Source organism: Dyadobacter sp. CECT 9275, assembly GCF_907164905.1.
Classification (GTDB): Bacteria; Bacteroidota; Bacteroidia; order Cytophagales; family Spirosomataceae; genus Dyadobacter; species Dyadobacter helix.
The window spans coordinates 3704471-3716229 of sequence record NZ_CAJRAF010000002.1 but is presented as its reverse complement, the minus strand read 5'-3'; the positions used below and the strand labels follow the sequence as shown (position 1 = coordinate 3716229).

The window sequence follows — 11759 nt, the reverse complement described above, 5'->3', positions numbered from 1 at the left end:
CAAAGAATTGAGATGTACACCCACTTTCTTTCTACACAATTCATTCTTTTGCGATAAATTAGTGATAAAACGAGAAATAAAAGGTATAGTACTAACAAAATTATAGTTTCTTTCATACTAATCGTGTCCAATGGCTTTGAATAGATTAGTCTTTGGTAGCGGGGAGTTGCTTTTTTGAAACCAGGCTAAAAACATGTTGGTAACTCGTTGAAGATTACTATTACTTCCGGGATAAAACATTTCTTGCCTAACATGTCCGACAACACGGGTAGCTGATACATTATCACCCCAGTGTTGAAATCCTGAATGTGCAGGAGAAGTGGCCTCTTGCAAGGCATGAAGGCCAACCCCAAACTCAAAGTAGGCATCATAAATCTTACCTTCTTTCAATAATTGCTTTGCGCGAGCGAACTGGGCTCTTACAAATTCGTCAGCGGCATTCATTGCTTCCTCTACTGTTTGTATCCAACCGACGAACCCATACGTTTCGTTTTTATCGGTAATGATGGTGGCAACGAATCCGTCGGGACAATCGTTAAAATTGGTTTGATACCTTAGGTCGGAAAGACTTTCAGATGTCGATACTAATGGCAGATACAGGCGCTTATCAATTGACTTAAAATAGTCGATACCAACCTTGGGGAGCTATTCAAAAATCGTTCTAATGCTGTTGCAGGTTGAGCTTTTTCCGTTTCAAATCACTTTTTGACGGATTTGTGAGGTAAGTGATTGCTACAGTGACCGAAACGGAATATTTTTACTGCTTTCCCAATCAGTCCCATAGCATCTCCCAAAATGAACGTATTAATCATCGAAGACGAAGAGCTAGCCGTTCGTAAACTGACCCGCTTGCTCAAAGAAGCGGACCCCTCTCTCAACGTGGTGGAAACAACACCTAGTGTGCGGGCCTCAGTGAAGTGGCTCGAAAGCCACGCCCCCGGCCAGCCCGACGCCCCGGACCTGATTCTGATGGACATCGAGCTGGCCGACGGGCAGAGTTTCGAGATCTTCGAGCAGACCACCGTCACTGCCCCTGTCATCTTCACCACCTCCTACGACGAATACGCCCTGCGGGCCTTCAAGGTAAATAGTATCGACTATCTGCTCAAGCCCATCAAGCTACAGGAACTGCAGGCTAGCTTGGAAAAGCACCGAAAATTGAGTAAAAACCCTGCCCCCGCTGTGGCTATCGACGCTCTGGTGCAGCAACTCCGCCAGCAGGTGGCCCCACCTGACTACCGTCGCCGCTTTCTGGTGCGGCACCTAGCGCAGTGGGTACCCGTTGAAGTGGGCGAGATCGCCTATTTTCATTCCGAAGCGGGTGTCAGTCTGTTTCGTACCCGCACTAACCAGAAATTTACACTAGACTACACTCTTGACGAATTGGATCCGATGCTCGACCCAACTCAGTTTTTCCGTGCCAACCGGCAGTACATTGTGAATATCGGTGCAGTACAGCAGATTCATCCTTATTTCAATAATAAGCTAAAACTGACGCTTAAACCCGGCACTGACGACGAGGTGCTGGTGAGCCGCGAGCGGGCTACCGAGTTCAAGAAGTGGATGGGGAAATAATTTTAAAAAAAATTAACGCGCTGCCTCAATTAACGGAAGCGTTACTGTGAACTGCCCGTCATCATCCTGAATTACCGGGGCGGGTTGGTTCAGAATTTCATACTTATTGAGGATGTTGGATAAGCCCACGCCGTTGGACGACACCCGGACATTCTTGCGCTGCACGTTATTGCTAACCAGCAAATATCCATCCTTATTGGTAATGATATCGATTATCAGCTGCTGATCGGGCAGCACGATATTGTGCTTAAATGCATTTTCAATCAGCAGTTGCAGGGTAAGTGGAGGGATTTTATGGTACTGGTATTGCTCATCTATTTTAACATTGAGCCGTAGCCCGTCGCCCAGTCGGGTTTTTAGCAGGTGATAGTACGACTGGATAAAGTCGAGCTCCTTGTTCAGTTCGGTTAGGTGGTGCTCGTTGGAGCGTAGCAGGTAGCGATACACCGTGCTGAGTTCTTCCAAAAATACACGGGCCTGCCTGGGATCGTCCTCGATGAGCGAATCCAATACATTCAAGCTGTTGAACATGAAGTGGGGATTGACCTGCTGTTTCAATGCGTCTAGCTGGCTTTGCAGGTTGGCAACCCGGAGTTTTTCCCGTTCCTGTTCTGACTGTATGAGCCGATTTTCCCGAACAGAGGAGTCATGGATGAAGAACACGATTTCGTAAATGGTCTGGATGAAGATGAAAGTAGTGACAGCCTGGACGAAATCGAATTCGTCCATACTCAGGGCAATTTCCCGGTTACTGATCGTTATGCTCGCAATTTCATCACCGATCGGGTAAATAGCCGGTGACCCGCTGGTGACCCATTGCTGCAAAGCACTAAACAGCCAAGTCACCAGCGTAGTCGCGATGTTGCCCGAAAGGAACGTAAAGGCCAGTCGCTTGACGGTATGTGATTTGTGAGGGTATTGGCGTCGGAAATAAAAAATACAGGCCCGCATCACCTGCCAGAACACCATGATAGAAATCAGGGTAACCACGGCTTTGAGTGCCATCCGGGGACTGAATGGTTGCTCATAATAGTCATTTACGGAGATGCTGATAGCCAGTAGCAAGGCAATGCCAAAGATACGCAGCCATTTATCGTTCAATCGATCCAAAACGAAGTGAGGTAAGGCGGTCTAAAATCGTGCAGTTAAGAATAGGCTATTTTCGCGAAACTTTATCATTGGGGTCCCGATGAAACCGGAAAGGCCGCCAACGGGCCGCATTTTGCGGCTATGCCCCGTATTTTCTCATTCACTAACTTCGATATTCAGTTTGTATCGTCCTTCGGCTCCAGTGTACGCCGGATCGAAGCTCGCGGTGACTGCAGCACCGTATTCTTGCCCGGTATTGCGTACCCTCACCCGTAAGAATTGTCCACCAATGCTGGCCGTGACCTTGTACTTACCCAGCGGCACGTTGTCCAGGTACGACTGCTGGGGTTTGGCGGTGATTAGTTTTCCAGTTGAGCCATCCAGCAGATTGCCGACTGGTTGAAGGGTTAGCATCATTTGATCAGTGGGCAAGCCCGAGGCAAATACTTCTACCTGGCCTCCATAAAAGCCATCGTTGCCAAACTGCCCCGTGCGTTCGCCCGCTATTCTCAGGCTCAAATTACGCACTGCACCCTCTGTTCCAGCGAAGGGGGCGTCGGAATCGGGATGCAGATCGAGGACGTAGTTCTTGTTGTCAAACCGGATTTTAGTAGTTCCCCGCACATACCACGAACCGGGCGTGAGGGACAGGCTGTACTTTCCTTTAGCATCTGTTTCTGCCAGAACGTTGTGGTTGTAAAACTGCGTGTTGTTGACCACGATCGTGGCATTGGGCAGCGGCTTACCTGCCGCATCAGTGGCGCTTCCCGAAACGACGCCTTTTTGTGGCCGACCGAGATCGGGACTGACTTCCTGGGTGTCCGATTGGATACATGAGAAGGGAGTCATAAAAGCAAAAAACAGGATTGCAGCAACAGTCGCAGGAGCAAAGGTTTTTATCATGGCTATTCGAAATTTATTTTGTTTTTTAAGATTTTGCAGCGATTCTAGATCGGGTAGATTTATTTAAGACTAACCCAAAAAAATACGATACCCATACCTTGAATCTGAATGTGACCCTGTTTATCCTATGGCCGGCAGAGAGGACGGTGTCGCGATGATGGATTCAAGCGGTTTTGCAACCAAATCTTGTATATACTGCGTGGCCAATTCATTGGTGTTATATTCGGAGAATTCCTGACTCATTTTTTGCACATTTTGACGGTATGCGACCTCGTTTAACACTTGATTCACCGCCCGACGGATTTGTGTTGGCTTCGGCTTTTCGGTTTTCAAATTGACTCCTACCCCGCAATAGCCTACGCGTGCAGCGATTTCGCTCTTGCCCTCATGTACGCCCGCTGCTACAATGGGCAGGTTATGCTGTAGACCCAGCATGACCCCACCATAGCCACCGTTGGTCACGTATACGTTTGCAAAGCTCATCACGGAGTGGAAGTCGATAAAATCTTCTATGATAAAATGTTCCTGTGGGAATCGCTGGCGTAGTTCAACCGTACAAGAGCCGCCAGTAGTAGCAATGACCAGTGTGTCGGGGTCATCAGCGAATGCTTGGAGGGTGGGGGCGAGAATTTTTTCTACATCTTTTTCAACCGTTCCCTGCGTCACCAGTACCACCCTTTTGGCCTCCAGGGCTTTATCAGCCTGTTCAAAGTGTTGTTTGATACCTCGAGTGTGAGGCAGCATAGCTCCCACAAAACGTACATTAGGGCTAATGCGCTGGCGTGGGTATTCAAACGATGGCACGCCACTTTGAAAGTATAGATCGGCCGAACGGACCGCATAATCGAAAAGAGAGTCCGATGTGGGGGCCAGGCCATGTTGTACCCGGATTTTGTTATGCAGGTCGTTACAGGGCTTAAACAGGATACCCTGAACCAGGTAGCTCAACACCTGTTGCGCCATACGTCCCAGCCAGCTCCGGGCTGGGACCTTCCCCAAGCCCATTGGCGGCAGATTGCTGTCCGACTCGAACAAAGGCGACACACCTATCGCCACGGATTTTACGGGGAGGATTTCACGGATCATGGAGCCGCCCAGGAACAGGACGTCGTGGATGATCAGGTCAAATGGCCACTCTTCGTAAATTGCTGTTAGATCTTCGATAAAGTTGGGGGTGGGATGCAGAAACACCCGGTTGATGTCAAAGCGTATCCGGGCCGCAGTTCCCCTGATTTTCGAAGCTTCGGGAAAGAGTTTGTCTAGATTTTCCTTGTTTAAGTACTGGGCTTTGGTGTAAGGATAATGTGGAAGCCCCAATTTTTTAACTTTTTCACCGTAGCTGCCCCCCACGTACCAGCGTACGTCGAAGCCCTGACCCTTGAGATGGACTGCCAAACTGGTGAGCGGACTAAAATGCCCGTCCATGGGCATGGTAGCGAAAAGGATATTCAGTTTTTTCATGGCTGTTTTTGTTTTGTTTTTTAAAATTCTAGTCTATTAACCGGATTCAGATTGCCAAATTTGGGCTTAGATTGGCTAGCCCCCAACGATGGATTCCTTGAAACGGAAAAAGCCACTGATGAAGCGGCTTTTAGAATAAAACAAGATAGTCGAACGCGCCTAGGAAGTAGCCGGAATCAAAGGGAGAGCCACGACAAACTCCCCGTCCAACTCCAGAATCTGCGGCATTGACTGGCCCAGCATGGCGTATTTGACCAGGTTGTTGCTGAGACCGACGCCGTTGGAAGCCACGCGGGTTTCTCTTCTTTTGCAGCATTTTCTTGACCAGAAGCCGATTGGAGCCATCGTGGCCACCAAATAGAAAATCAGGCAGTAGGTTACCCGGCGCCCTACCAGCTCCACGCCAGCGAATCAGTACCGCATAAATTCCATCCAGGCATGCATCAGCCATGAAACAACCACAGACAATGCGGTAAGCCCGAGTGTTGTGCCCACAAATACGCCGAGATTCGCCATATAAGATGACCCCAGGATCAGGTAATTAGCCACGACAATCACCGGAGAACTCGCCAGCATCACTAGAAAGTCATTGTGGTCAAGCGTGAAGAATTTTTTCATCCAATGGATTTACGACAAATAAATTTAGCAGTCGGGAAGGTAAAATGCCATAAATCGCTGGGGGAATACTAGAAATCAACCGTATAGAGCATTTCCAATTGCCGCTCACTCAGAGAGGAGGGTACCAGCCGGAACAGGTAGTTCCTTGTCCGGGTCAGGAGCGGATTACTCCACTGCGCCACTTGCCCGATACGCCAGGAAGTGTTGGTAATGGTCCGGGTGCGCGAAAGGCGTCGTTGCTCAAAGTCACGAAAGGCGGTTTCGACCGAAACGTTCTTCCCCATTGTGTCGGCAAGTACAGCGGCATCCTCAATCGCCTGGCAGGCACCTTGACCCAGATTAGGTGTAGTTGCGTGGGCAGCATCGCCCAGTAACAAGGTACGCCCGAAGGCGAAGCGCTTCAGAGGCTTGAGGTCGATGATGTCGTTCCAGAGCAGGTTTTCGTCCGGTGTACCGGCCAGCAGATCGGAAATGGGTGCGTGGTAGTGCCTGAAATGATCGGCCAGATTGCGACTCGTCAGTAATCCCATCTGCTGGTTTTGAGGCGAGGCATTGATACACGCAAACCAGTAAACCCGCTCGTCTGTCAGTGGAACGATGCCGACCCGACCCCGGCGCCCCCAGGTTTCGGAGGCTTCGGTCATGGGTAGATCGGGCCGGTGCACCACTCCGCGCCAGCAGGTGTACCCTGCATACCGCGGGGCCGACTCGGGCAGTAACTGCCTACGAATGGGTGAATGAATGCCATCAGCTACCAGCAGATAATCGGTTTGGCGGCTGCTACCATCCTCAAAGAAAACAGTTACTCCGTCAAGTTGTTGTTCCATCCGGATTGCCTTCTTGCTGGTAAAAACAATAGACGATGGTAGATGATCCAGCAATACCTGATGGAGCTCTGCCCGGTGAATGGCAAAATTGTCGATACCGTAACGTTTACTGATAGCCAGGCTGTCGGTGCGGGTCACCACCCTTCCGGATTCGTCATAAATCGAGAGCGCATGGAGTTGACGTCCCCGTTGGATGACCGCTTCGGCAACGCCCAGCCGTTCGAAGGCCTGGATGGCATTTGCTGCAAGGGCCAGCCCCGCACCCAACGGACGAACATTAGGTGCGGCTTCAAAAACGGTGGCATTCAGGCCAAGTCTGGAGAGGGCAATAGCCGTGGTGAGTCCGGCGATGCCCCCGCCGATGATGGTGAAGGAAGGATTGGTTTTCATAAAGTACGATGTTAGATTACTAGCAAACCTCGTCAAGGATATAATCCAATTTGATACCTGAATTGATGAAACGGAAAAAGCCACTGGTGAAGCGATTTTTTGCTTCTTGAAAAAGGCCAGGATGCAGCATGGCCTCCCTGCTGTCTGCCAGCACTCCACGACCTTATTTCTCAATCAGCACATTTCCCTGTGTGTTGGACTCGAAAATATTGGCGGTGGTGAGATCGGTGTTGACTGATGAGCCGTAACCTACCATTACCCCGTAGCCTCCACTGCCGCTGATTTTGGTGTTTTTGATGTTCATCGTCGCCTTGGTTCCCCAGACGGCGATATTGGCTTTTTTGGCAGATACGATGATATTGCCGCCTGCATTGCGAACCTCGGCGTTTTCAAGGACCGTCTTAGGATCGGCCGAGTAGCAGATGATACCGCGCCAGTAGGCCGCTGAGCCGTCCGCGCTGGTGAAAACCACTTTGTCCTTCGTGGTGCCTATGGCCGAAAGGTAGCCGCTGGTGTTGATACGGATCACGGCGTCACGGTTCATTTCCAGCGTTACACCAGGCTTGAGTTTCCAACCCGTATTGATATTCAGTTCGCCATTGATTCGGTATGGAGCTTTATCCGCGAAGCCCGACCAGGTTATTTCGTCACCGTTTTTGAGGTTGGAGGGTGTTACTTCCACCACATCACGCCCGTTGTTCCCATTAAATGTTGAAAAATAATCCAGTTTCTCTACGTTGGCTGCGTCGAGCAAAATACCCGCCTCTGTGTTGTTCCGAAAACCATTCTCGGTGAACTCGCGCAGGATACCTCCCTCGTAGACATATATTCCATAGCCATCATTGTCGGTAAAAGCAGTGTTTTTGATCGCCATCTGTGCCTTGCTTCCGCCCGAGAAATACAAGGCTGCCTTCGTGGTGCTGAAAATGGGACGACTACCTGCATGGCTTACCTCCACATGCTCCAAGATGTTGGCGTTGCTGCCGGAATAGTGGGCGATCCCAACCCAATAGCCCTTGGTTCTCTGCACGCCCACAAACTTGATCTTTTTAGCCGCTTCACCTCTGGCGATCAACAAACCGCCATTGTCGTTGACATTCATGCGCACATCGCGCTCAAAGGCAATCACCACACCAGGGTTGATCGTCAGCTCGTGACTCACATCGATATTCTTGGTCACGATGTAGTCGGGCAGGTCGGGGTGGGCAATCCGATCTGCCAAGGTGGTCTTAACCGTAATATTGGCGCTTATAGCCAGCGGCTCAGCCACACTGGCCGTCACCAGTACCTTATCGGTGGCCTTCCCATTGGGACTGGCGACGGTGAGTTCCAGTTCGTACTCACCCACTTCATCGGGTTTGAAGGTTGGTTTGAACGAGGCTGCTTCGGAAAGCGTAACGGTGCTTTTGGCAGGCTTGCGTAGCACCGCCCATTGGTAGGTGAGCGGCTTGCTCTCACTGTCGGTCGAGCCCGAGCCATCGAGCATAACCATTTGACCTACCTGCACCGTTTGGTCGGTCCCGGCCTTAGCCGTAACGGCTCCGGAAGGCGTGACTTCTTGTGATTTTTCCTTACAAGCAGTAGCTAGGAAAAGTCCCGTAAGCAGGATCAGTAGCCTCAAGCGCAGGGTAGGGAACAGGGTAAAGATGAACGCGGGTTGCACGCGAATGGGTTGGGGAGTTGGGTATTTTGTTTTCATGGCTAATATTGGAGTTATTCGGGGTTGTCCCGAGTTAGTTATTGGGTTTTTGTTTTTCAAAAGTAGGAGCTCGCCTTAGAATGGTCAGCAGGAAGCCGAATGGAGCGTAAAAATGGTGTGATGAAACGACAGAAAATGCCACTCTTTGCAAAAACCAAGCTTTCTAATTCATCGCACAAAATCCAGCACTGCCCGATTGAATTTCTCGGTTTCGGTAATGAAAGGTTCATGCCAGGATTCGCTGAAACGTACTTCCGTCACCGAGGAGTTGGTCAGTAATGTCTTCGTGGCGTCTCCTACCTCAACCGGCACTACCCCATCCTTTACGCCCCAAAACAAGCCCACCGGTATACGGATGTCTTTCAGCAGCGGTCCTTTCTCGAACCTGCGACTCTCGACGTTTCCGTAATAAGTGTATGCTTTTGCATGCGTAAATTGCGCCAGCGCGGTGTTAGGAGAGTTGAAGCTGTAATTCAGGAGGTACTTACCATCTTTATAGATCGACACAGGATTTCCGCCCAGCTTGTTCATCCAGCGGTAGATAGGTTCCCACTCGATGGAGGCAGCGTTTTCAGGTGTGACCGGGTTGGCCAGCAGGTAGGTTTCGGCTTCTGTTTTTTTCTGCTGCTTCGCTTCGCGCAGTGCCCAGTCCCGCACAGCCGCCAGCCAGTTAGCAAATGAAAACATACCGTTCACCACCATCAACCCTGCAATCTCTGTTTGGTTAGTACCCGTGGTGAGGTATTGCCAGGAAAGCTCGACGCCGAAGCTGTGGGCCAAGAGGTAGACTTCTGCTCCCGGGTACTGCGTTTTTAAAAGTTGTACCACATACCCAAGGTCCTCGCTGAACTGGGCGTACCGGAGGGTACTTTCGTCAACTTTTCCGGAGGATGCCCCGGCTACGCGCTGATCCCAGTATGCTACCATCGTTTCGGTTTCCAGTCCTTTCAGATAGTAGCGGTAACACATGGCGCAGTCGCCGGGCCCGCCGTGCACATACAGAATTATCTTTCTGGATTCCCGGTTTCCTTTAACCCAAATGGGCATATCGGCTCCTTTGTTCCGTAGAAACAGTGTGTTATTTTCGATGGGTTGTGGGTCGCGGTCTCCGCAGGCCAGCAGCATCAGCAAACTGGCAAGAAAAAGGTAACTATAAATAGATTTCATTGTTTTTTGAGAGAAAAGTTGATGCCCGCTTCCAGGCTGAATCGCATGAGTGTGGAGGTATTGTAAGGGCGTTGCTGCATGACGTTCAGGCGTGTAAACCACGAGATAGGTACCTGCCGCCGAAGTGATAAATCCTTTCCTACGCCGACAAAAACCGTGGGCAAAAAGGCGTCTTGTCCCGCCCACCGTATCCGGCGGAGTCCCCCCGACTCGTTGGGGGTGTAGGTAGCTCCTTCAAGAAAATAGTAAGCATATGCCGGAGCCAGGCCAACCTCAAAAATCCCTCCGCGCCGACTCGTCCGGCGGTAGGTCAGTTCCGGAAAGAATACCAGGCCAATATGGTTCTGCGGGTGGCGATACATAGCCACGGCTGGACCGACCAGAAATTCTTTACGCGCCTGATTGCGCTCTTTAACATAGCTTTTCAACGACCACTCAGCGGCTACTTTAAGGCCGTAATGGGTAACGGTTTCACCGTAGTAGCCTACCCGTAGCGATTGAGCTTGGACTGAAAGTACCCCCAGGACGAACAGCCCCAACAAGATGATTACGATTTTCATAGATTGGAATTGCTATTTTTTGTCAATTCTATTGTACCCGCTTCATGCGAAAAACCCCTTTGATATTGGCGGTACCCATCGGATCCAGTGGTGTAGAGGTTCTGATCCAACCGGCAGGATTTAGTATAAAGGTACCCAGTGCCCAATCGGGGTGGGAATCATCCACCTTCAGCGAGCCACCGCTGACAGTGGCCTGCGTGCCATAAATATGCTGGTAGATCATAGGGCCTGCTAGCAGATTGAAGGCTACGTCGGTGCTTTTAGTCCAGTGGTAAGTGCCGTTTGGTGCACCCTTCCATATAACGGAGGCCGATTCGGAACCGATTTTTCCGGTGACGACATTATGATTAGCATTGATGTTTGCCCCGCCTGGGAAGGTCCGCCAGTCTCCGCCATCGATCTGCACTGAAATCCCTTCCGGTGCTACATATACGTTGGAGATCAGCCGGATGTCTTTGTATTCCCTGCCTTCAATGGTAACGGATACTTTCAGGAATATCGAAACAGCGACTGGGTTGGTGGCGGGGATGGAGCTGGGAGCCTGGTAGTCAGCGGAGGTCTTATTAGGTGTCAGCGTGCCTTCACCGGTCAATTGCCAGCGATCAAGGTGTTTGGCGTCAGTCCGTACGGGTAGGTGCAAAACTAGCTCATCATCGGAGCTGGTTTGGGCTACGGTTTCAAAAACATCCAGTTGAACCTTGCTTCCAGGGTCTACAATGGCGGTCAGGGGATTGATAAACATCCTTTTGAACAAAGCCCAGTCACTGAAATGGGTGGTTTCTACGGTTACTGTATGGATAGTGGTGTCCAGCCCCTTCACGACAGGTGCCTGCCAGTGTCCTTTGTCGGTTTGGTACGCCACTTGCAATGCCTCAGGGGCAGAACCGTTTACTTCGTGTTCATTGTATTGAAAGGTAATACGAGCGGCTTTTGCGAATGTAAGACCATGGGGAGTGAGCCGAAAAGCTTGGCCTGCCCCCGCCGGGCAATGGTTTCCAATTGGCTGTATCGAGATGGTCTTGGATTCGGTCAAGGCTCCAGCGGGTATGGAGATTGTGAGGCGCTGGTCGGCAGATTGGATCGTACCTCCCGCCGGACCGATGGAGGCGGTCTGGACAGGCCCTTCGGAAGTACCCACGGGGGTAATGGCGCCAGTGGCCGGCACGGTGGGCGTTAAGGGTTCTTTGTCGGGATCGCAGCAGAAACATAGGATGGCCAGTGAAAGGCCGAGCAAAAGGTTTAATGATTTTTTCATGGCTTTTTTTGGTTGTTTTGATAGCCCAAAATTGCGGCCTTCCCCTGACCTGCCCAGCGGGCTGTTCCTTGAACCGGTATAATTTGCCGTTGAAACGGACTAATGGACGTGGGCTATTTAACTAATAGGGTTCCGGCTGCTATGGTAAGCTCTCCTACATGATGCGGATGGCAGTGAACTGGGCTGCCGGGTGCCCATCTGCGATTATAGATGCG

12 protein-coding genes are annotated in these 11759 nt (G+C 50.7%); 1 reads left to right on the top strand and 11 read right to left on the bottom strand.

Annotation, left to right across the window (positions count from 1 at the left end):
• Window positions 1-117 precede the first annotated feature (117 nt).
• Window positions 118-444, bottom strand: a complete 327-nt coding sequence (locus tag KOE27_RS23155) for a phospholipase C/P1 nuclease family protein (RefSeq protein WP_215241129.1) — start codon at window positions 442-444, stop codon at window positions 118-120.
• A 351-nt stretch (window positions 445-795) separates the two neighbouring features.
• Between KOE27_RS23155 and KOE27_RS23150 the strand changes: the two genes are divergently transcribed.
• Window positions 796-1575: a LytR/AlgR family response regulator transcription factor gene (locus tag KOE27_RS23150; protein ID WP_138484641.1), complete on the top strand. Its 780-nt coding sequence runs from the start codon at window positions 796-798 to the stop codon at window positions 1573-1575.
• A 12-nt stretch (window positions 1576-1587) separates the two neighbouring features.
• Here the strand turns inward: KOE27_RS23150 and KOE27_RS23145 are convergent, their stop codons facing one another.
• From KOE27_RS23145 to KOE27_RS23100, 10 genes are all read right to left on the bottom strand, one after another.
• The gene (locus KOE27_RS23145; RefSeq protein WP_229252902.1) at window positions 1588-2685 is read right to left on the bottom strand and encodes a sensor histidine kinase; all 1098 of its coding nucleotides are present in this window, start codon (window positions 2683-2685) and stop codon (window positions 1588-1590) included.
• 135 nt (window positions 2686-2820) lie between these two features.
• Window positions 2821-3567 (bottom strand): carboxypeptidase-like regulatory domain-containing protein, encoded by a 747-nt coding sequence (locus KOE27_RS23140; RefSeq protein WP_215241128.1) that lies wholly within the window; start codon window positions 3565-3567, stop codon window positions 2821-2823.
• Between the two features lie 120 nt (window positions 3568-3687).
• Window positions 3688-5028: a nucleotide disphospho-sugar-binding domain-containing protein gene (locus tag KOE27_RS23135; RefSeq protein ID WP_229252901.1), complete on the bottom strand. Its 1341-nt coding sequence runs from the start codon at window positions 5026-5028 to the stop codon at window positions 3688-3690.
• Between the two features lie 159 nt (window positions 5029-5187).
• Window positions 5188-5373: a hypothetical protein gene (locus KOE27_RS23130; protein ID WP_215241127.1), complete on the bottom strand. Its 186-nt coding sequence runs from the start codon at window positions 5371-5373 to the stop codon at window positions 5188-5190.
• Between the two features lie 66 nt (window positions 5374-5439).
• Entirely contained in the window at window positions 5440-5646 is a 207-nt protein-coding gene (locus tag KOE27_RS23125; protein ID WP_215241126.1) for a hypothetical protein, read from the bottom strand.
• A gap of 68 nt (window positions 5647-5714) precedes the next feature.
• The gene (locus KOE27_RS23120) at window positions 5715-6863 is read right to left on the bottom strand and encodes an FAD-dependent monooxygenase (protein WP_215241125.1); all 1149 of its coding nucleotides are present in this window, start codon (window positions 6861-6863) and stop codon (window positions 5715-5717) included.
• A gap of 163 nt (window positions 6864-7026) precedes the next feature.
• Window positions 7027-8484: a PKD domain-containing protein gene (locus tag KOE27_RS23115; RefSeq protein ID WP_229252900.1), complete on the bottom strand. Its 1458-nt coding sequence runs from the start codon at window positions 8482-8484 to the stop codon at window positions 7027-7029.
• Between the two features lie 246 nt (window positions 8485-8730).
• Complete coding sequence (locus tag KOE27_RS23110) at window positions 8731-9729, bottom strand: alpha/beta fold hydrolase (RefSeq protein ID WP_215241124.1); 999 nt, start codon at window positions 9727-9729, stop codon at window positions 8731-8733.
• A complete protein-coding gene (locus tag KOE27_RS23105; RefSeq protein ID WP_215241123.1) occupies window positions 9726-10289 on the bottom strand; it encodes a hypothetical protein in 564 nt (187 codons plus the stop codon). The genes KOE27_RS23110 and KOE27_RS23105 overlap by 4 nt, the downstream gene beginning before the upstream one ends.
• A gap of 28 nt (window positions 10290-10317) precedes the next feature.
• Window positions 10318-11544, bottom strand: coding sequence for a hypothetical protein (locus KOE27_RS23100; protein ID WP_215241122.1), 1227 nt, complete (start codon window positions 11542-11544; stop codon window positions 10318-10320).
• Between the last annotated feature and the right edge of the window lie 215 nt (window positions 11545-11759).

What these genes read in the sequence shown, in the direction of transcription:
- KOE27_RS23105 (WP_215241123.1), bottom strand. Translation starts at nt 10,289, where the DNA reads ATGAAAATCGTAATCATCTTGTTGGGGCTGTTCGTCCTGGGGGTACTT.
- KOE27_RS23140 (WP_215241128.1), bottom strand. Translation starts at nt 3,567, where the DNA reads ATGATAAAAACCTTTGCTCCTGCGACTGTTGCTGCAATCCTGTTTTTT.
- KOE27_RS23135 (WP_229252901.1), bottom strand. Translation starts at nt 5,028, where the DNA reads ATGAAAAAACTGAATATCCTTTTCGCTACCATGCCCATGGACGGGCAT.
- KOE27_RS23100 (WP_215241122.1), bottom strand. Translation starts at nt 11,544, where the DNA reads ATGAAAAAATCATTAAACCTTTTGCTCGGCCTTTCACTGGCCATCCTA.
- KOE27_RS23110 (WP_215241124.1), bottom strand. Translation starts at nt 9,729, where the DNA reads ATGAAATCTATTTATAGTTACCTTTTTCTTGCCAGTTTGCTGATGCTG.
- KOE27_RS23120 (WP_215241125.1), bottom strand. Translation starts at nt 6,863, where the DNA reads ATGAAAACCAATCCTTCCTTCACCATCATCGGCGGGGGCATCGCCGGA.
- KOE27_RS23130 (WP_215241127.1), bottom strand. Translation starts at nt 5,373, where the DNA reads ATGGCTCCAATCGGCTTCTGGTCAAGAAAATGCTGCAAAAGAAGAGAA.
- KOE27_RS23155 (WP_215241129.1), bottom strand. Translation starts at nt 444, where the DNA reads ATGAATGCCGCTGACGAATTTGTAAGAGCCCAGTTCGCTCGCGCAAAG.
- KOE27_RS23125 (WP_215241126.1), bottom strand. Translation starts at nt 5,646, where the DNA reads ATGAAAAAATTCTTCACGCTTGACCACAATGACTTTCTAGTGATGCTG.
- KOE27_RS23150 (WP_138484641.1), top strand. Translation starts at nt 796, where the DNA reads ATGAACGTATTAATCATCGAAGACGAAGAGCTAGCCGTTCGTAAACTG.